Source organism: Streptomyces xiaopingdaonensis (assembly GCF_000262345.1).
Taxonomy (GTDB): Bacteria; Actinomycetota; Actinomycetes; order Streptomycetales; family Streptomycetaceae; genus Streptomyces; species Streptomyces xiaopingdaonensis.
Map to the genome: position 1 here is coordinate 20,118 of NZ_AJTQ01000139.1, position 20,108 is coordinate 40,225.

Genomic DNA, 20,108 nt, shown 5'->3' on the forward strand with positions numbered 1-20,108 from the left:
CGATGCCCCGTCTCTCCCGAAGCCCGTTCACCGCACCCGGCGAACAGGGCCGCGGCGTGTGGCGCGCGCTCGCCGAAGTCGCCGGCGGCGTGCTGCTGATCTCCCTCGGCCAGGTCGTCGTCAGCAGTCCGGACGAGCAGCCCCCGCTGAGCCAGTACCTCCTCTCCGTCCCCGTGCTCGGCCTCTTCGCCGTCCGCCGCCGCTACCCCGTCGTGAGCCTCCTCGGCATCGCGGCGCTCGCGGGCGCGCAGCCCGCCGCCGGACTGCCTGCCGCGGTCACCGCGTACACCGCCACGAGGCAACTCACGGCGCCACGGCGCCGCACGGCCCTGCTGCTCGCCTCGACCGTCCTCGTCCTCCTGACGAGCACCGCCCTCGCCGCGTTCGCCGGCTCCGAGGGCCAGGTCTCCGGGCCGGCCGTCGGCGCCGTCCTCGCCGCAACGGCGCTGCTCGTACCGGGGCTCGTCGGCACCTCGGTGGGACAGCAGGACCGGCTGATGCCGGCGCTCAGGGAACGCGCCGCCGCCGCCGAGGAGGCCCGCCGGCTCGCCGAGAGCGAGTCGCGGATGCAGGAGCGGTCGCGGATCGCCGCCGAGATGCACGACCTCGTCGGCCACCGGCTCAGTCTCATCTCCCTGCACGCGGGCGGCCTGGAGATGGCGCTCCGCGACGAGTCGGCCGAGATGCGCGACGAGGCGGCCCTGGTGCGCCGGGCCACCGGCGACGCGATGCAGGAGCTGCGCGAAGTCCTCGGCGTCCTGGGCCCGTTGGGCCGGGACACCGGTACCGGCGCGCTCACCGACACGACGGGCACCAGGTCCGACATCGAGGCGCTCGCCGAGGAGTCGCGGAGCGGCGGCATACCCGTCGAACTCACCTGGGAGGGCGCCGACCTCGACGACCGCCCGGCCCAGGTGCGCCGCGCCGTGCACCGGGTGGTCCGCGAGTCCCTGACCAACGTGCACAGGCACGCGGCCGGCGCCCACGTCACCATCGGCGTCACGCACACCGACGACCGGGTGGAGGTGCGCGTGCGCAACGGGCGCCCACCGCTCCGGGGTTCGGCCCAGGAGGGCTCGGGGCGCGGCCTCGTCGGGCTGCGGGAGCGGGTCTCGCTGCTCGGCGGCGAGTTGGAGTCGGGGCCGACGCCGGCGGGCGGGTTCGCGGTGACCGCGCACATCCCCGCGCAGCCGGACCCGCACACCGGCACCGCGGGCGCCGGGGACGCGCGGCCGGAACCGGCCGGGCCCGGCACCGAGCGCGTGCCCTCGCGTGTCCAGCGCCGCGTCGTCGGAGCGCTCACCGGGCTGCTCGGCCTCACGGGCGTCAGCGTGATGATCCTCTTCGGCCTCTTCCTCGTGAGCGAGGCGAACCGGGACCCCCACGTCGCCGAGGAGGTCGAGCCCCGGATCGGCATGCACCGTGCGGAGTTGGAGTCGTCCCTCTTCGACGACATAGGGGTGCGGGCGGCAGCGACGGGACACGAGCCGGCCCGCCCCGCGTCCGCGACGGAGTGCATCTACCCGATGGTGCCGAGCGAGGACTTCCTGCCGCTGAGCGTGGGCGCAGGGATGGGGCCCATGAAGTACGCTCCCTTCGACGCCCATGAGGGCCCGGGTCAGCTCAGGATCACCCGATACTGCTTCCGCGGCGACGAGTTGACCGCGATCGACCGCTTCAACGTGCCGGTGGCGTCGCAGACGCCATCCTGGGAGTCCCCGTGACCGTGCAGCCCGACCGTCCGATCCGTGTCCTGCTCGCCGACGACGAGGCGATGATCCGGCACGGCGTCCGCCTGATCCTCCGCCATGCGGAGGGGATCGAGGTGGTCGGCGAGGCGAGCGACGGCGAGGAGGCCGTGCGGCTCGCCACCGAGGCAGAGCCCGACGTCGCACTCATCGACATACGGATGCCCGTGCTCGACGGGCTCGCCACGATCGACCCGCTCCTCGCCCTGCAACCCCGCCCCCAGGTGGTCATGCTCACCACCTTCGGCGACGAGGAGAACGTGACGCGCGCCCTCCGCTCCGGCGCCACCGGCTTCCTCCTCAAGGACGAAGGCCCGCAGGAGCTGATCAGCGCGGTGCGCTCCGCCGCCGCAGGGGACGCCGTCCTCTCCCCCGGCGTCACGGGAACCGTCATCGAGCGGATGCTGAGCGGCGGTTCGGACGCGGCGGGCCCGCCGCGCAGCGCCGCCCCCGGGCAGCAACTCGCCGAGCTCACCGGCCGGGAGCGCGACGTGCTCACGCTGCTGGGCGGCGGGCTCGCCAACGTCGACATCGGGCAGCGCCTCGGCATCGGCGTCGGCACCGTCAAGACCCACGTCAGCGCCATCCTGGAGAAGACGGGCACCGACAGCCGGGTGCAGGCGGCGGTACTGGCGTACCGGACGGGCCTGCTGTCCTGAGGGACTCTGCCCGAAGACAGAGTTCCGGATGGGCCCCGAGGACCACACGGTCCCGCGGGCCCGACCTTCGACAGGGGCCGCACTCGGTCCCTGAGGCCGACGGATCCGGCGTGCGGCGCGCGGAGGATGAGAGGCAGTCAACCGCCCCGCCCACTCTGGAGCCGCCATGTCGATGCAAGCAGCCGTGTCCTCGCCCGCCCACCCGTCCCAGAGCTCGGCCGCCGCCCGCGCCACCGAGCTGAGCAAGGTCTACGGCGAGGGCGAGACCCGGGTGGTCGCCCTCGACTCGGTCTCGCTGGAGTTCGAGCGCGGGCGGTTCACCGCCATCATGGGGCCCTCGGGCTCGGGCAAGTCGACGCTCATGCACTGCATGGCAGGACTCGACTCCGTCTCCGGTGGTTCGGCGCGGATCGGCGACACCGAGCTGTCGCGCCTCAACGACCGGCAGCTCACCCGGCTCCGCAGGGACCACGTCGGCTTCGTCTTCCAGGCGTTCAACCTGCTGCCGACGCTGTCGGCGCTGGAGAACATCACGCTGCCGATGAGCATCGCCGGCCGCAAGCCCGACCCCCAGTGGCTCGACACGGTCGTGGAGACCGTCGGCCTCGCCGGACGGCTGGACCACCGTCCCGCCCAGCTCTCCGGCGGTCAGCAGCAGCGCGTCGCCGTCGCGCGGGCCCTCGCGTCCCGGCCCGAAATCATCTTCGCGGACGAGCCGACCGGCAACCTCGACTCCCGCGCCGGCGGCGAGATCCTCGGCTTCCTGCGGAACTCCGTACGGGAGTTGGGCCAGACCGTCGTGATGGTCACCCACGATCCGACGGCCGCCGCCTACGCCGACCGCGTCGTCTTCCTCGCCGACGGCCGGCTCGTCGACGAGCTGTTCACGCCGACCGCCGAGAGCGTCCTCGACCGGATGCGGCGCGCAGGCGCCGCGGGCCGCACGGGCTGACCCGGCCGCCCGACCCCGCCGAACCGCCGCTTCCTACACCAGGACCCGCCATGCTCCGAACAGCCCTGCGCAACCTCTTCGCGCACAAAGCCCGACTGATCATGACGGCGCTCGCCGTCATGCTCGGCGTCGCCTTCGTCTCCGGCACGCTCGTCTTCGGCGACAGCGTGGCCCAGGCGCTCCGCGGCGCCTCCGCCGACAACCTCAAGGACGTCGCCGTCTCCGTACAGGCCGAGTCCGAGTGGGAGTCGGAGAGCGACGCGGCCGAAGACCGGTCGACGGCGCTCACCGGCGACCTCGCCGAGCAGGTAGCGGACGTGCCGGGCGTCACCTCGGTGCGTCCCGTCGTCAACGGCACCGCCACCCTCGCCGCCAAGGACGGCCGGCCGCTCAACGTCGACATGAGCTGGCAGAACCTGGCGACCAACTACGTGCCGGACGACGGCGGTCGGGACAGCCGCTACCCCCTCGACACCGGACGCGCCCCCACCGGCAGCGACGAGCTTCTCCTGGAGCGTGACACCGCCGAGAAGGCCGGCTACGAACTCGGCGACACCGTCCGCTTCGCCACCTCCGGACCGGCCCTCTCCGGGCGGTTGGTCGGCACCGTCGAGACCGACGACCCGCGCGTCACCGCGGGCGGCAGCCTCGTCCTCTTCGACACGGACACGGCGCAGCAGCTCCTGCTCCAGCCCGACCGGTTCGACGAGCTCGCCGTCGGCTCTGCGCCCGGCACCGACAACCGGCAGCTCGCCAACGACGTCGCCGAGGTCCTGCCCGACGAGAACGTCACGGCCGCGAGCGGGGCGGAACTCGCCAAGGAGCAGGCCGACGAGATCGTCAGGAGCACGGGGGAGCTCACCAAGGTGCTCATGGCCTTCGCCGGCATCGCGCTCTTCGTCGGCATCTTCCTCATCGCCAACACCTTCACGATGCTCGTCGCCCAGCGCAGCCGCGAGACCGCGCTGCTGCGTGCCGTCGGGGCCTCGCGCCGCCAGGTCGTCCGCGCGGTGCTCGTCGAGGCGGGGCTCCTCGGACTCGTCGCCTCCGCCGCCGGGTTCGCGCTCGGTATCGGTATCGCGACCGCCATGCGGCCGCTGCTCAACATGGCGGGCGCGGGGATGCCGAACGGGCCGCTGGTGATCTCCGCGGGCACGCTCGTCTGGTCGCTCGTCGTCGGAGTCGGCGTCACCGTGCTCGCCGCGTGGCTGCCGTCCCGCAAGGCGGCGAAGGTGGCGCCCGTTGAGGCGCTCAGCTCCGTCGACCAGGCGCCGCCGAAGCGGAGCATGGTCCTTCGCAACTGCCTCGGTGGTGCGCTGACCGGCGTGGGCGTGCTCGTCCTGCTCCTCGTCTCGACGCAGGAGGACGGCGAGGACTCCAACCTCCTCGCCGCCGCATTCGGTTCGGTGCTCACGCTGACGGGCATGATCGCGCTCGCCCCGCTGCTCTCCCGGCCCCTGGTACGCCTCGCCGGCGCGCTCACGTCGCGGCTCTTCGGCGTCAGCGGCATGCTCGCGAGGGAGAACGCCCTGCGCAACCCCCGCCGCACCGCCGCCACCGCCTCGGCCCTGATGATCGGCCTGACGCTGATCACGGGCATGAGCGTGGCCGGCAAGTCCGCCCAGGCCGCCCTGGAGGACGAGGCCGTACGCGGCCTGACAGCCGAGTACAAGGTCTCCAACGCCGACTTCAACGGGATCGAACCGGCCCTCGACGCGAAGGTGGACGACGTCCCCGGCGTCACGGCGACCGCACCCGTCACCTCCTCCACCCTGTTCGCCAAGGACGAGTTCGCCCTCATCACGGGCGCGGACCCGGAGCGCCTGGAGCGCGTCGCGGACCTGGAGTTCACCAGCGGCTCGCTCGCGGCCGTCGGTCCGGGCAAGGTGGCGCTCTCCGAGGAGTACGCGGAGAAGGCGGGCCTCTCGCAGGGCGACACCTTCCGGGGCGAGTTCGCCGACGAGGACGAAAAGGAGCTGACGGTCGCCGGCGTCTACGAGTCGACACGGGCGGTCGAGGACGTTTTGGCCCCTCTCGACGACGTCCTCCCCTACTCCGAGGGCGGCAGGCTCGACAGCCTCCTCGTCGGCACGGCCCCCGGCGCCGACGGCCTCGACCAGGAGATCCGCGAGGCCCTCGGCAACAGCCCGCTCCTCCTGGTGCAGGACAAGGAGCAGTTGACCAAGGAGGAGGCCGGCCCGATCGACCTGCTGCTCAACATGATGTACGGGCTGCTCGGCATGGCCGTCGTCATCGGCGTCCTCGGCGTCGTCAACACCCTTGCCATGTCGGTCTACGAGCGCACCAGGGAGGTCGGCCTGCTGCGCGCCATCGGCCTCGACGACCGGGGCGTCAAGCAGATGGTGCGCCTGGAGTCGGTGGTGATCTCGCTCTTCGGCGCGGCCCTCGGCATCGGCACCGGGATCTTCCTCGCCTGGTCGGTCGGCAGTCTCACCAGCTCGTCGCTCGCCACGTACGAGACGGTGCTGCCCTGGGCACGCCTCGGCCTGCTCCTCGTGCTCGCCCTGACCGTCGGGGTCCTCGCGGCGGTCTGGCCGGCGCGCCGGGCCGTCCGCCTCAACATGCTGCGGTCGCTCAACGCGCAGTAGCACGACAGACGGAGGGGTGCCGCGGCCGGACGCAGCCGCGGCACCCCTCCATACGTCACCCGGCGTCCGTCACACCCCCGCGGGGAACCTCTCCCAGACGCGGTGGCGCTCGAGGAGGGCCACGATCTCGTCGAGGACGCCGGTGCCGTTGGCCCCGGTGACGACGCCCGGCGCGTCGGCCGGGATGCCGGCCGCCTCCAGGACGGACTCGGCGCCGCCCCAGAAGCCGATCGGCTTCGCGTGCCGGAACGCCTCGGCGACGAGCTGCGGTACGCGCGCGTCGGTACGCTCGCCGCGGGCCGGCGGGCCGACCTTCGCGTCGCGGGCCGGGTAGCCGTCGCCCGCCTTCGACGGGGTGCCGGCGAGGAGGATCGCGTCGAACTCGACCGAACGGGCCGTCGTGAACGTGCGCTGCACGGTGAGCGAGTCGCCGAGGGTCCCGCCCGTGGGGGCGACGACGAGGGGCACCATGCTGGCCTCGCCGATCCTGCGGATGACGCCGCCGAGTTCGTCCAGGTCGCTGTGGGAGTCGGCGATGATACCGACGACGCGCCCGTCGACCGGCCAGCTCTCGCCCACCTGTGAGAGGGCCGGGCTCGGCTCGACCGAGGCGGCCTTGTGCGTGGCGGCGGGCACCGGGAGTCCGAGCCCGTCGGCCACCTGGCGGCACAGCTCCTCGTCGATGTTGGCGAGGACCTTCAGGAGGCGCTCCCTGACGGGCTGCTCGTAGCACTTGCCCAACTCGAAGGTGTACGCGGCGATGAGGTGCTCCTTCTCCACGGCCGAGAGGCTGAGCCAGAACCTGCGGGGCTGCGAGAAGTGGTCGTCGAAGGAGGAGGCGTGCTCGCGCACCTTGCGGCCCTGCGGGATCTCCTTGGGCACCTCGATGTCCGCGCCCTGGCCGGCGCCCGCGATGAACGGGCAGCCGCCGTCGAGCGAGTTGGGGCGGTAGGGGGCGACGCCGCGGTGGACGGCCGTCTGGTGCATGCCGTCGCGCAGCATGTCGTTGATCGGCGCGTGCGGGCGATTGATCGGGAGCTGCGCGAAGTTGGGGCCGCCGAGGCGTGTGATCTGCGTGTCGAGGTACGAGAAGAGCCGTCCCGCGAGGAGCGGATCGTCGGTGATGTCGATCCCCGGGACGAGGTGGCCGGCGTGGAAGGCGACCTGCTCCGTCTCGGCGAAGAAGTTCTCCGGGTTCCGGTTGAGGGTGAGCAGGCCGATCGGCTTCACCGGGGCCAGCTCCTCGGGGACGAGGTTGGTCGGGTCGAGCAGGTCGATCCCCTCGAACATCTGGTCCTCGGTGTCGGGGAAGGTCTGGATGCCGAACTCCCACTGCGGGTAGGCGCCTGCCTCGATCGCGTCGGCGAGGTCCCGCCTGTGGAAGTCCGGGTCCGCCCCGCCGGTGATCTGGGCCTCTTCCCAGACCTGGGAGTGGACACCGAGTCGCGGCTTCCAGTGGAACTTGACGAGGGTGGTCTCGTCGGAGTCGTTGACGAGCCGGAAGGTGTGGACACCGAAGCCCTCCATCATCCGGTAGGAGCGCGGGATGCCGCGGTCGGACATGTTCCACATCGTGTGGTGGGTCGCCTCGGTGTGGAGCGTGACGAAGTCCCAGAAGGTGTCGTGCGCGCTCTGCGCCTGCGGGATCTCCCTGTCCGGGTGCGGCTTGCCCGCGTGGATGACGTCGGGAAACTTGATGGCGTCCTGGATGAAGAAGACGGGCATGTTGTTGCCGACGAGGTCGTAGACGCCCTGCTGCGTGTAGAACTTCGTGGCGAAGCCGCGGGTGTCGCGGGCGGTGTCGAGGGAGCCACGCGAGCCGAGCACCGTGGAGAAGCGGACGAAGACCGGGGTCTGCACGCCCTCGCGGAGGAACGCCGCCTTGGTGACCGAGCTCGCCGTGCCGTACGACTGGAAGACGCCGTGGGCCGCGGCACCGCGGGCGTGCACGACGCGCTCGGGAATCCGCTCGTGGTCGAAGTGCATGACCTTTTCGCGGAGGTGGTGGTCCTGGAGGAGGATCGGGCCGCGGGTGCCCGCCCTGAGGGAGTGGTCGGTGTCCGGGACGCGGTCGCCCTGCGCGGTCGTCAAGAACGCGCCGTACTGGTTGCGTTGGTCCTCGTCGCCGCTCTCCCTGCCCGTCGGGCTGACCGCCTCGGGTGCGCCCTGGTCGGACTTGGCGGGCAGCGGCTCGCGGGGCGTCGTCGGCTCGTCCACGGGGGGCGTCTCGGGCCCCGGCTTCCCCGGAACGCCGCCCTCGGGGCCTGAGGCACCGCCTCGCAGCGCCTCGGCGATCTCGCGTGCCTTTTCCTTGAAGGACTCGGACTTGGCCATGGCTACTCCTCGAAGGTCGGACCTGTACGGCAGACGTCCGGCCCGCACACGCACCCCGCCACGACGCGAACGGCTACCCGGTACACCGAAGCACCCGCGCCCAGCCGCGGGCCGCCGCAGAGGTCCCGGCGAATCCGCGCCCCCACGAACGGCGGACCCTCCCGGAACCTCGCGGCGGCCCGCGCTCCGCGGTCGTCCACGGGCGCGGGAACGGGGCTCCTCGGCGAGCGCCCGTCGCGGGGTCGCCACATGCACCTCCTCCGGGGCGGCTCGGGCGTGTGCGGACCCTCGGTGTCCCGGCGGAGCACCGAGAGACGGCGTCCGAGTGCCCGGCGGGCGCGGCGGTGAATCCGGCGTCCGGGTGCTGCCGCGGCGGCTCTCGCCGTGCCGTTGCCCCCGTCCCCGGCCGGTCCGGCGGCACGTCAACTCCCCGGTGACCGCCGGGCGTTCGGTGCCGGCGCCGTCGAGGGCCGACGCGTCGTGGCCGTCACCGGTGCTCGGCGCCCGGGCCGCCGGGCGTCAACGGGCGGGGTCCGCCGGCACAGGGTGCGGTTCCTGGTCTCCGTGGCTGTGGGCGCTTTCCGGTCGGCGTGCCTCGCCTTGGACGCGTCGCCTCCGGCTGCGCCGGGACGGACCGGAGCCCGGGTGCGTCGGCACCTCCGCGGTCGGCGGGCGAGTGACCGGAGAAGAGCGCCATGCTCGACGGGGCTCCGTGGAAGGGCGGGATCCGGCCCACCGGTTGCCCGTGTCGGGGCCGTCCTGTCCTGCTGGACGGCGGTCGGACTCGGTCCCCTCGGCGCGGGGCCCGGCGCGGCCGCGAGCGCCGGGAAGGCAGCGCTCGCGGGCATCCGGAGACGGTGCGTTCCGGGCCCGTCGAAGCGTCGCCCGCGGATTGGCCCTTCCCCGTCCCCCGCACGCCGGCGGTGGGTCGCACCGCTCGGGGACCGGACAAGAACCGAGGAGGGCCGATCCGGCCCGCGGGAACGGCTCCCGCGGTGGCCGGGCGGTGTCAGCCCGCGGACTGACGGGCCGTCCAGAACTCGTCGAACGAGAGGAGGCCGTCCCCGTCCGTGTCGCTCGCGGCGAGGAGGGAGGCCGCGGCCTCCGGCTCGATGCTGCTCCCCGTCGCCTCGCTGAGGACGGTGCCGAGCTCGCCGGCGCTGACGTATCCGTCGCCGTCGGCGTCGAACGCGTCGAAGACGCGCCGGGCCTCTTCCCTCTCGGACATGGCAACTCCCTTGCTGTGTACGGCCGTCGGTGGACGGTCGCACCCTAGTGGAAGCTCAGCGGTCCTGGAGGCGGAGCTCGAACCAGGTGGTCTTGCCGTGCGGCTGGAGGTCGACGCCCCAGCGGTCGGCGAGGGTGTCGACGAGGTAGAGGCCCCAGCCGCTGGTGTCGAGCTCGCGGACGGGGAGGCGGCAGGGCAGGCCGCGCGAGGGGTCCTGCACCTCGACGCGGACGGCGCTCCCCCGCCGCAGCATCCGCAGGCCGAAGACGTGCGCACCCGTGTGCCGGACCGCGTTGCCGACGAGTTCGGAGACGAGGAGGACCGTCTGCTCGGTGCGGCCGGGCGGCGCCGCCCAGCGCAGCCGCATCGCGCTCTGCGCCAACTGGCGGGCGATGGCGGCGGATTCGGGGCGGTTCGGCAGCCGCACCTCGGCCGCTGTGGGATCGCCGACGAGCTGGAGCAGGTCGCCGGCCGGCTCCTCGATCGCAGCGGCCCCGGCGATCGGCGGTGCACTGCCGGCTGCGCTCGCCACGTCTCCCTGTCCCGCCATGCGCACCATCATGGACGCACCCGGAGCCGCCCGGGGTTGGTTCGGCCGATTTGCCGTCTGTAATTGCAGAATGGCCGAACGCGTCACTCTGCGTAGACGCCATCCGGCGGCGGAGAAACCGGAGTTGACCTGGACCGACGGCCCCGCGCCCGCACGGGGCGAGGGGCCGCGACGACCACCGACGGCGACGGAGAGCGGCCCCCGCCTCAGGTGAAGTCGGCCTTGCCCGGTCCGTTCTCGACGAAGCTGCGCATGCCGATCGCGCTGTCCTCGGTGGCGAAGAGCCCGGCGAACCAGTTGCGTTCGAGCGCCAGGCCCGTGTCGAGGTCGGCCTCCAGACCCACGTCGATCGACTCCTTCGCCGCACGCAGCGCGATCGCGGGACCCTGCGCGAGCTTCGCCGCCCAGGCGTGCGCCTCGGTGTGGACGTCGCCGTCGGGGACGACGCGGTCGGCGAGGCCGAGCGCGAGCGCCTCGTCGGCCTTGACCTGACGCCCCGTGAAGATGATGTCCTTCGCCCTCGACGGGCCGACGAGCCGCGCAAGGCGCTGCGTGCCGCCGGCGCCGGGGATGAGGCCGAGCTGGATCTCCGGCTGCCCGAACTTGGCGCGCTCGCCCGCGATCCGCACGTCGGCGCAGAGTGCGAGTTCGCAGCCGCCTCCGAGCGCGTAGCCGGTGACGGCCGCGACGACGGGCTTGGGGATGCGGGCGACGGCGGTGAAGGAGTCCTGGAGCCGGCGCGACCTCGCGACCATGTCGGCGTGGCTCATCGCCTCCATCTCCTTGATGTCGGCACCGGCGGCGAAGACCTTCTCACCGCCGTAGAGCACGACGGCCCGCACGTCCTCGCGCCGGCCGGCCTCGTCGGCGAGCTCGTGCAGCCGGTCCTGGAGGGCGGTGTCGAGGGCGTTCATCGGGGGACGGTCGAGGCGGACGGTTCCGACGCCGTCGGCCACTTCGAGGCGCACAGTCTCCACAGTCATGCGCGCAGGCTACCGGGGCGCCCCGACCCGTCCCAGGGGAGGCGGGTCCGCGCTCAGCCGTCGGCCTTCCAGCTCTTCCAGTCCATGTTCCAGGCGTTGAGACCGTTGTCCGGCTTGATCGTCTCGTCGTCGGAGTTCTTCACCTCGACGACATCGCCGACGAGCGAGTTCTCGTAGAACCAGGCGCCCGGGGTCGAGGAGCTGTTGCCGCCGCGCTTGTCGAAGAGGCCGACGCAGCCGTGGCTGGCGTTGACCTGGCCGAACTGGCCCTGCGGCGTCCAGTAGTTGCCGTGGATGAAGGTGCCCGAGGTGCTCAGCCGCATCGCGTGCGGCACGTCCTTGATGTCGTACTCGCCGCCGAAGCCGACCGTGTCGCCGTTCATACGGGTGACCTTGTGCTTCTCCGAGATCACCATCTTGCCGTTGTACGTGGGGTTCTCGTCGGTCCCCGAGGTGATCGGGATGGTCTTGATCTTCTTGCCGTCGCGCTTGACGACCATCGTCTTCTTCTTCGCGTCGACGACGCTCACCTGCTGCCGGCCGACCGAGAACTCCACCGTCTTCCGCTGCGTGCCGTAGACGCCGTTGGCGCCCTCGACCCCGTTGAGGTCGAGCTCGAGCGTCACGTCGGTGCCGGACGCCCAGTACTCCTCGGGGCGGAAGTCGAGGCGGCGGTCGCCGAACCAGTGCCCCTCGATCTCGACCTTCGGGTCCGCGGTGACCGAGATGGCGCGCTCCACCGCCTCGCGGTCGGCGATCGAGCGGTTGAAGTTGAGGGAGACCGGCATCCCCGCGCCGACCTTGGAGCCGTCCTCGGGCGTGAAGTAGCCGACGAAGGTGTCCTTGGGGACGACCGTGCTGAACGTCGCGTGCTTCGCGGACTCGCGGCCCTCCGCGTCCTCGGCGAGCACGTCGACCGTGTACTTGGTGCCGGTCGCCAGATGCCGGTCGGGCTTCCACAGCGAAGCGCCCTTGAGCAGGGTGCCCTTGACGGCCTTGTCCTTGTCGTCCTTGACGGCGACCCGGGTGAGCTTCCCTTCGGTCACACCGACCTCGAGCGCGCCCGACGTGGCGACGTCGTCGCTGCCGTCCTTCGGCGCGATCTCCACCACCGCGTCCGACGTGCCCTCGTCCTTCCCCGCGGCGCCGGCCGGTGCCTTGTCGTCGGCCGAACTGCCGCCGCTGCCGCACATGGTGAGCGTGAGCACCAGTACCAGCAGGAGGACGAGGAGACCGACGGCCGAGCCGCCTATCCACTGGAGCCGACTGTCCTCGCGTATCGCCGACGGGTTCAACTTCTCCTTCGCCAACGTCTTCAGGTCCAAGACGGCGCCACCCCTTATTTCCCGTCACGCTGCTGCGCACCCCGCGTGCGCCCCCGACCGCGTCGGGCCGACAGGTAACCACACCGCTGCGCGGGGCCGCTGCCCGGACGGTGTCACCGTTCGGTCGCAGTTTCCCGGGAGGGGCCTCACCCTCGCGGTACCGCCCTCGACGGGCCTTTTGTCGCCGCGAGGCGGTGCGGCGCCCCGTCCTCGGCCGAGTCCTCAGCCGAGCGCGGAGCCCTCTCGCCACTCCTGCCACGAGAGGTTCCAGCCGCCGAGTCCGTTGTCGGGCGCGAGGGTGCGCTCGGGCGAGCCGACGACCTCCACGACGTCGCCGACGAGGGTGGCTTCCCAGAAGGCCCCGGCCGGCGACCGCGCGTCGCCCTTCCGGCCGTCGCGGAGTCCGATGCAGCCGTGGCTGGTGTTGCGGGTCCCGAAGACGCCGTCGTGCGCCCAGTAGTTGCCGTGGAGGAAGGTGCCGCTCTCGGAGAGGCGCAGCGCGTGCGGCACGTCCTCGATGTCGTACTGCCCGCCGAACCCGACGGTGCTGCCGTTCATCCGCGTCGTGCGGTGCCGTTCGCTGACGACCATCCGGCCGTTGTACGTCGGGGTGTCCTTCGCGCCCGCCGTGATCGGGTAGTCGGCGTGCGGGCGCCCGTCCCGGAGGACGGTCATCCGGTGGGTGCGCACGTCGACGGTGCTGCGCTGGTCGCGCCCGACGGAAAAGTGCACGGACTTGCGCTGCTCGCCGTAAAGAGAGGGGCCGCCACGCACGCCGCGCAACCTGAGGTCGAGGGTGATCCGGCTGCCGGGGCGCCAGTACGTGCGGGGGCGGAAGTCGAGTCGGGTGCGGCCGAACCAGTGCGGTGCCGCCTCCTGTCGGCGCGAACCGACGCTGACGGCGCGCTCCACCGCGGCCCGGTCGGCGATCGGCCTGTCGAACCGCAGGGAGACGATGGTGCCGGTGCCGACGGTCTGCCCGTCCTCGGGGAAGAAGCGGGCGAGGAAGCGCTTCTCGCGCGGGCGTGTGGTGAAGCTCGTGGCACGGGTGTGGCGGCGGCCGTCCGCGCCGCGTGCGACGGCGTACACGCGGTAGCGGGCGCGGGGTTGCAGCGCACCGTCGAAGCCCTGCGCCGACTTGCGGCCCCACGCGGCGCCCCGCGCCTCGTCGGCCCGCAGCGGGCGCCATCGCCGGCCGTGCCCGCCGATCCGCCCGGGCACCGCCCGCCCGTCGGAGGCGCGGACGACCCGGACCGAATCGAGCGTGCCCCGGGACACGGAGACCTCCACACGCTCGCCCGTGCGCACACGCGCGCCGTCGCGCGGGGTGACGCGGATCGACTCCTCGGCGGCGTCGGGGGCGGCGCCCAGGAGTCCGCAGCCGGCGGCGAGCGCGCAGAGTGCGCCGGCGGTCGTGGCGAACAGGCCGTGGCGCAGGGCGCGTCGGCGGCGCGGCGGCCGCGCGGGCGGCCGGCCGCGCTCCGGCGCTCCGCGTCCGGTCGTGCGCGCGAGAGCGCTCCGGATGGGGAATGCCGTCCGTCCGTCCCGGGGTCGCCCGGGGCCCGCCGTGAAGTCCATCGCTCCGCCTCACCGTTCGCTCGCGCCGCCTGCGCGGTGGCTCCGTGCAGGTCAGCAGCCGTCCGGCTCAACGAACATCGCCGAGCGGGGGATACGAGGCGATCAGGCGGCATGCGAGCCGTACGGCGTACGGCTCCGGCGCCGCTCGCGGGCACGGTGCCGGAGCGTCAACCTGCCGCCCCAAGACGGAAGTTGGGAGGCCCGGGCGACACTCCGCCGAAAACAACTGGACGAGCGGAGCAGGTACCCGCAGACTGAGCGTCCTGTGAGCGACTCCCCTCCCGAAGCCCCCTCCGGCAGACCAGCGACCGCGGCCCCCGAGCACGGACCGACCCTGCCCGACCCGCTCCGCGCCACTGCCCGCTCCGATGGGACGGGCGACCGCCTCTGGTCCCGCAACTTCCTCCTCTTCTTCACCGCACGCGCCGTCGCCAAGCTCGGCGACACGATGCTGCCGGTCGCGCTGTCGGCCGGGCTCATCCAGCAGGGCCACGGCGCCGGCGCCATCGGCGCGGTGCTCGCCTCACTGAGCCTCTTCCTCGCCGGCTTCGTCATCTTCGGCGGCGTCTTCTGCGACCGCTTCAACGCGCGGGCGCTGATGGCCGGTTCGGACCTGGTGCGCGTCGTGACACAGGCCGTCGCCGCCGTGCTCTTCCTCAGCGGGAACGTCGTCCTCTGGCAGATCTGCGTCATCGGCGCGATCAACGGCATCGCGGGCGGCATGTTCGAACCCGGCGTCGCGGGCACGGTGCCCAAGGTCGCCAGGGACGTGCAGGGCGCGAACGGGATGATCCGTACCGCCGAGTCGCTCGCGATGCTCGCGGGCCCCGCGCTCGCCGGGCTGCTCGTCGCGCTCGTCTCGCCCGGCGGCGTCTTCGCCGCGCACGCGGGCACCTACGCGCTCAGCGCCGTCTGCCTGCTGCTCCTTCGGCTGCCCCGGGACGCGCCGCGGGGAGCGCGCCGGCAGCGCACCGGCTACCTCACCGATCTCGCCGAGGGCTGGCGGCACTTCAGGGCCCGCACCTGGATGTGGGCGGTGATCGTCGTGTGGATGGTCTTCATGCTGACCGCCTGGGGACCGCTCGTCCCGCTCACCGCCGCGGAGATCGTCCCCACCGCCGGCTCCGGCGCGTACGGCCTCGTCAACTCGGCGCTCGGCGCGGGCACGGCCGCCGGCGGGCTGCTGGCGCTGCGCATCAGGCCGCTCCGCCAGCTCCGCGCGGGCTCCGCCGCGCTGCTGGGGTGCTGCTGCTTTCCGGCGGCCGTCGGTGCGGGGCTGCCCGTCTGGGCGATGATGGGCGGCGCGGCCGTCTCCGGTGCCGGCATGGGGTTCTGGAGCGTGATGTGGGCGACGAGCGTGCAGACCCAGGTGCCGCCCGAGGTGCTCAACCGCATCCACGCGCTGGAGGTGGCCGGCTCGCTGGCGATGCTGCCGGCCGGGCAGGCGCTCGCGGGACCCGCCGCGGGGCTCCTCGGCTCCCGCCAAGTCCTCCTCGCCGGCGGGGCGATGGCCCTCCTCGTGGCGTGCACGCTGCTCTCGGTCCCGGCGGTGCGGAGGCTGCGGCGGGTCGTGTGAGGCGGGACCGGACGGGCGGGTCCTCTCCCCACGCGTCACCTGCAACGGCTGCGGCTGTTTCCCGCGTTCCTGCTCGTCCGTCTCTCAGGGGGAGCGGGGCGCTACGTCGGCCCCGGGCGGTCAGAAGCCGTAAGGGTCCTCCGCCAGACCCGCGCGGACGTGTTCCAAAGTGTCCCGGAGCGCTGTGGGGAGAGCGGGAAGGTCCCGGGACACCACGCGCTCCAGCTGGCCCCGGACGATGCGCGACGACAGCTCGGTGACCGACGGGACCAGCGCGTGGGCGGCCGCCTCCGCCTCCGTCCACGCCCTCAGGGACAGGAGCGAATCGAGTAGCCACACCTGGGAGACCAGGCCGTACCCGACGTGGGACCCCGCCGTCTCGTCCGACGCCCGATGGAGGACCGGGAGCGATTCGTCCCAGCGTTTCGTGAGGTTCAGGGCCCGCCCTTGCTGCCGGTCCACCTCCCGCTCCGACACCCACCAGGACCACGCAGGGGAGTCGGAGGGCGGGGCCTCTTCGAGGAGGGAACGCGCCCGCGCAAACGACTCGACGGACCGGCGGCTGTCCCCCGCGCGCTCCAGCCCTTGGCCCTCTCGGCACCGGAACATGGCCTCCACACGCGGGTCGAGGTCGCCCCGTTCGAGGACGGAGCGGGTGAGGGACAGCTCCTCACCGAGGCGGCCCGTCCACCCGGCGAGCAGGGCCAGGTTCTGGAGCGTGAGGAGTTCGATCCCGCGGTCCCCGGACCGCTGGGCGAGGAAGAGAGCCTCTTGGCTGAAGCGCTTCGACTCGCGCGGCCGACCTTCGTTGAAGCACGCCCAACCGGCGATCTCCGCCAGCTCTGCGGCGGCCGACTGGACATCCCGTTCGTGGATCTCGGGGGTCCCGTTCCCCAGGCGGCGAAACACCGTCTTGAACGCTCTGGCCGCCGTCTCCGCGATGGGAAGGCCGTGGAGTTCGTTGTCGAGTGCCACCAGTCGGCGGTTCAACTTCCGAATCGTCGGGGCCAGTTGGCCGGCGGCCGCGCGGTGGAGCGCGGGAAGCGGCTCAGGGAGCGACGTGGGTTCGGGTCGCGCGGGCGTCCTCATGGTTTCGGTGGAAGCGCCCAGGGCGGCGGAGATCGCGGGCAGCCAGTCCCGAGGCGTACGGCGGCCGGTTTCGTACCGGTAGATGTCGTGCTTCGACAACGAACCCGGAGGCATACCCGAGGACTTGCACGCTTCACGTGCAAGGCGGGCCTGGGTCCATCCCAGAGCTTCCCGACGGATCCGGACGTCGTCTCCGACTGTCGTCCCCATAGCTCTCATTGTGGCCCACCCGGGGCATACCGGCGGCCCACCCGAGGGTCATCGCCGGGAATCGGGAGCCGTAAGAGGCTGACCACGGTGTAAGCACTCGCCTCGCGTGGCTGCGCGGGGCGTGGAGGACCACCGTCACGTCCCTGCCAGCCTCATCGAGGTGACCCCGCATGCTCAGCCGCACGTACCGCCTGCGCCGATACGGCATCGTGCGCGACGAGGAGCCGGACGCCGAGCCGCACTCGTACGCGTCCACCGCCGAAGCGGCCACGGTTGAAACCCGCTCGGGCCCGGCCCCCCGTCCCGGGCCCGAGCGGACATCCCCGAAAAGCTCAAGGCAGCATCCTGACAAGCGAGTTGCGCAGCCCCGGGCGGCGCGTCGCCATGAAGCGGTGGAGCGTGCGGGAGCCGAAGGCGACGCGCTGGGCGGCGCGGCGGCGCTCGCGGTCGTAGGCGCGGAGTGCGGCAGGAAGGTCCGCGGTCGCGCAGGCGCGCGCGAGGGCCTCGGCGTCGAGGAGCGCCGTGCAGGCGCCCTGTCCCAGGTTGGGCGTCATGGCGTGCGCCGCGTCGCCGACGAGTGCGACGCCGCCGCGGGTACGGTCGCCGGTCGCCACGAAGCTCGGGAGCGCGGGGTGGAGGTGGCGCATCTCGTAGCGGAGCCAGGTGTCCGGGTCGGTCCGCGACAGGATGTGCGGGATCGGGTCGTGCCACCCGGCGAAGAGTTCCCTGAGTTCCCCGGGGTCGGTGGCTTCGGCGGCGGCCGCGTACCAGTTGGTGCGCCCGGGCTCGATCGGGGTCAGCCCGAAGAACCGTCCCGCGCCCCAGGTTTCGCCGTGCACGGGGCTCTCGAAGTCGGCGATCCCGATCCAGGCCACGGTGCCGGCACGGCGCTGGCGGCTCCGCTCGCCGAAGCACTCCCGGCGGACGGCGCTTCCGATGCCGTCGGCACCGACGACGAGGTCGTGGCCGTCAAGGAGTGCGCGCACGTCGGAGACTCCCGTGCCGAACTCCAGGGCGACGTCGCCGGCCCGGTCGAGCGCCTCGAAGAGCGCGTCGAGCAAACGGGCCCGGGAGACGAGGAGTTCGGGGCGGCCCGCCTTCCGCTCGATGCGTTCGAGGGGGAGGCTCGCGAGTACCGTCCCGTCCGGCTTGCGGATGCGCGCGCCGCGGTAGGGCACGGCGCCGGCGTGGAAGTGCTCGCCCGCGCCGAGCCGTTCGAGCGCCGCCTGCGCCGTGGGGTGGATGCCGAAGGCGGCCCCGTAGCGCTCGGTCTCGGGCCGCCTCTCCAGGACGGTCACCTTCCAACCGGCGCGTCGAAGGCCCAGTGCGGTGGCGAGTCCGGCCACCCCGGCTCCGACGACTACTGCGCTCTTCGCCATGCTTCCCCCGTACGTCGATTTACCACACCTGTGGTACCACGTCTGGGGTAGCCTCGCCAAGCCCTCGTCGCCCAACTCTGCGAGCACGGAGGAGAATCGGCACCGCCCCGTCCCGACCGAAGAGGAGCACCACGGTGAACCAGGACCGCCGCGACCGTCTGCGCGACGCGGCGACAGAGGTGCTCGCCGAAGCCGGCGGACGCGGGCTCACCCACCGCGCCGTCGACACCGCGGCCGACGTCCCCGCGGGCACCGCCAAGAACTACTTCCCCACCCGCGACGCCCTCCTCAGGGGCGTCGCCGAACGCTGCCTGGAGCACTACCGCGCCGTCGCCGCGGCAGCCGGCCCGGCACCGAGCGACCGCGCCCAACTCGCGGCGCTCCTCAGGGCGCTCGTGGAGAACGTCGCGGGCCCCGGTCGCCCCAGGCTCCTCGCCTATGTCGAGCTCCAGGCCGAGGCCGCACGCAGACCGTGGCTCGCCGAACTCCTCGACCCGATCTCCGCCTCGGACTTCACCACCTTCCACGCGGCGCAGCGCGCGGCCGGGCTCCCCGCGACACCGCAGCGCTCCGCCGTCGTCACCCTCGCGCTGCACGCCGCCATCCCCCACCTCCTCGCGGGCGGCCCCCGCACCCTGACCGCCGCGGGACTCGACGACCCGGAGGCGTTCGTGGACGCCCTCCTCGACGCCGTCTACCCGGCCACCGACGCTTAGGGTGTGTCGTCAAATCCCCGCCTGACTGTGCGACGCGGATTCGACGACGCCCCCTAAGGAGCGCAGTGAACGACGCAGCCTTCCTCACCCGCACCGCCGACACCCTCGCCGAGCTCCCCGGCGTCCGCGGGGTCGCCCTCGGCGGCTCACGCGGCAGCGGTACCGAACGCCCCGACAGCGACTGGGACTTCGCCCTCTACTATCGAGGCACCTTCGACCCCGGAGTGCTCCGCGATGTCGGCTGGCCCGGCGAGGTCTCGGAGCTCGGCGGCTGGGGCGGCCTCTTCGACGGCGGCGCATGGCTCACGATCGAGGGTCGCAGGGTCGACATCCACTACCGCGACCTCGACACGGTGGAAGAGCAGGTCGCGGAGGCGGCAGCCGGCCGCTTCCATGTGGAGCCGCTCCTGTTCCATCTCGCCGGCATCCCCAGCTACCTCCTCGCCGCCGAACTCGCCGCCAACCGCGGTCTCCGCGGCGAGACGCCCCGCGCGATCCCCTATCCGTCGGCACTGCGCCGCTCGGCCCCCGCGCGCTGGCTCGGGACCGCGCGCCATGTCCTCAGGTACGCGGCTGCCAACAGCGCCCCTCTCGGCGCCCGCACGGAGGTCGCCGGCGCGCTGGCGACCTCGGCGATGCAGGCGGGCCACGCCGTCCTCGCGGCCCGCGGCGAGTGGGTGACCAACGAAAAGCACCTGCTGGAGCGGGCGGGGCTCCGTCGAGTCGACGACCGTCTCGCCGAGTTGAGCGCCGCACACCTTCGCGAGCACGAAGAGACGGAGTCTCTCCGCGCCGTCCTGGCGAGGGCCGAATCGACCTACGAGAGCGCGGTCCGGCAGGCGGAGGAGGGCACGGCGACGGACTGACCGCGCCGGGCGCCGCCCCCGTATCCTCACCCCGTCGCCTCCTCCGGACGCCAACTCGCCCTGCCCGCCCGGCAGTCGCCGTGTCCGTCATCCGAATCCGCCCGTCCTGTCAACGGACACAAACCGGCCAACCTCCCCGGCGTCGAGCAACACACCGGTGACATGTACGCGCCGCAGTGGCAGGCTGCCACGCGCACGCACTCGTACATGCGCGCGTCGCACCCGCACCTCAGTTCTGCCCGGACGGTCCCAAGCCACCGCCCGGCCCCCACGGCAGAAGGAGCCATCGCGTGAGAACCACCTCAG

15 protein-coding genes are annotated in these 20,108 nt (G+C 72.9%); 7 read left to right on the forward strand and 8 right to left on the reverse strand.

Annotated features, from left to right (window positions below; all coding sequences use genetic code 11):
- Positions 1–2: 2 nt before the first annotated feature.
- The 4 genes from UWG_RS0111215 to UWG_RS0111230 all read left to right on the forward strand — a co-directional run bounded on the left by UWG_RS0111215 (position 3) and on the right by UWG_RS0111230 (position 5,968).
- Positions 3–1,724, forward strand: a complete 1,722-nt coding sequence (locus UWG_RS0111215; RefSeq protein WP_016907303.1) for a sensor histidine kinase — start codon at positions 3–5, stop codon at positions 1,722–1,724.
- Positions 1,721–2,407, forward strand: coding sequence for a response regulator (locus UWG_RS0111220; RefSeq protein WP_016907304.1), 687 nt, complete (start codon positions 1,721–1,723; stop codon positions 2,405–2,407). The genes UWG_RS0111215 and UWG_RS0111220 overlap by 4 nt, the downstream gene beginning before the upstream one ends.
- Before the next feature lie 166 nt (positions 2,408–2,573).
- On the forward strand, positions 2,574–3,359 hold the full coding sequence (locus tag UWG_RS0111225) for an ABC transporter ATP-binding protein (RefSeq protein ID WP_016907305.1): 786 nt from the start codon (positions 2,574–2,576) through the stop codon (positions 3,357–3,359).
- 50 nt (positions 3,360–3,409) lie between these two features.
- Positions 3,410–5,968 (forward strand): ABC transporter permease, encoded by a 2,559-nt coding sequence (locus UWG_RS0111230; protein WP_016907306.1) that lies wholly within the window; start codon positions 3,410–3,412, stop codon positions 5,966–5,968.
- A gap of 69 nt (positions 5,969–6,037) precedes the next feature.
- On the opposite strand, the gene UWG_RS0111235 is transcribed toward UWG_RS0111230, so the two are convergent.
- The 6 genes from UWG_RS0111235 to UWG_RS0111260 form a co-directional block, all read right to left on the reverse strand.
- A complete protein-coding gene (locus UWG_RS0111235) occupies positions 6,038–8,302 on the reverse strand; it encodes a catalase (protein ID WP_016907307.1) in 2,265 nt (754 codons plus the stop codon).
- 1,009 nt (positions 8,303–9,311) lie between these two features.
- Positions 9,312–9,530, reverse strand: coding sequence for an EF-hand domain-containing protein (locus UWG_RS0111240; protein WP_016907308.1), 219 nt, complete (start codon positions 9,528–9,530; stop codon positions 9,312–9,314).
- A 55-nt stretch (positions 9,531–9,585) separates the two neighbouring features.
- Positions 9,586–10,092 (reverse strand): ATP-binding protein, encoded by a 507-nt coding sequence (locus UWG_RS0111245; protein ID WP_016907309.1) that lies wholly within the window; start codon positions 10,090–10,092, stop codon positions 9,586–9,588.
- A 194-nt stretch (positions 10,093–10,286) separates the two neighbouring features.
- Positions 10,287–11,063 carry an enoyl-CoA hydratase/isomerase family protein gene (locus UWG_RS0111250; RefSeq protein WP_033196080.1) on the reverse strand — a complete coding sequence of 259 codons (777 nt, stop codon included), beginning with the start codon at positions 11,061–11,063 and terminating at the stop codon, positions 10,287–10,289.
- Between the two features lie 53 nt (positions 11,064–11,116).
- The gene (locus tag UWG_RS0111255) at positions 11,117–12,388 is read right to left on the reverse strand and encodes a L,D-transpeptidase (RefSeq protein ID WP_016907311.1); all 1,272 of its coding nucleotides are present in this window, start codon (positions 12,386–12,388) and stop codon (positions 11,117–11,119) included.
- A gap of 222 nt (positions 12,389–12,610) precedes the next feature.
- Positions 12,611–13,966 carry a L,D-transpeptidase gene (locus tag UWG_RS0111260; protein ID WP_016907312.1) on the reverse strand — a complete coding sequence of 452 codons (1,356 nt, stop codon included), beginning with the start codon at positions 13,964–13,966 and terminating at the stop codon, positions 12,611–12,613.
- 265 nt (positions 13,967–14,231) lie between these two features.
- On the opposite strand from UWG_RS0111260, the gene UWG_RS0111265 reads away from it, so the two are divergent.
- Positions 14,232–15,542, forward strand: coding sequence for an MFS transporter (locus UWG_RS0111265; protein WP_016907313.1), 1,311 nt, complete (start codon positions 14,232–14,234; stop codon positions 15,540–15,542).
- A 120-nt stretch (positions 15,543–15,662) separates the two neighbouring features.
- Here UWG_RS0111265 and UWG_RS0111270 read toward each other — a convergent pair whose 3' ends face one another.
- The gene (locus UWG_RS0111270) at positions 15,663–16,850 is read right to left on the reverse strand and encodes a helix-turn-helix domain-containing protein (RefSeq protein ID WP_106429952.1); all 1,188 of its coding nucleotides are present in this window, start codon (positions 16,848–16,850) and stop codon (positions 15,663–15,665) included.
- Between the two features lie 323 nt (positions 16,851–17,173).
- Positions 17,174–18,220: an FAD-dependent oxidoreductase gene (locus UWG_RS0111275; protein ID WP_029391354.1), complete on the reverse strand. Its 1,047-nt coding sequence runs from the start codon at positions 18,218–18,220 to the stop codon at positions 17,174–17,176.
- Positions 18,221–18,354: 134 nt separating this feature from the next.
- Between UWG_RS0111275 and UWG_RS0111280 the strand changes: the two genes are divergently transcribed.
- Both UWG_RS0111280 and UWG_RS0111285 read left to right on the forward strand, forming a co-directional pair.
- Positions 18,355–18,936, forward strand: coding sequence for a TetR/AcrR family transcriptional regulator (locus UWG_RS0111280; protein ID WP_016907316.1), 582 nt, complete (start codon positions 18,355–18,357; stop codon positions 18,934–18,936).
- Positions 18,937–19,001: 65 nt separating this feature from the next.
- Complete coding sequence (locus UWG_RS0111285; protein WP_029391355.1) at positions 19,002–19,802, forward strand: nucleotidyltransferase domain-containing protein; 801 nt, start codon at positions 19,002–19,004, stop codon at positions 19,800–19,802.
- Positions 19,803–20,108: the final 306 nt, after the last annotated feature.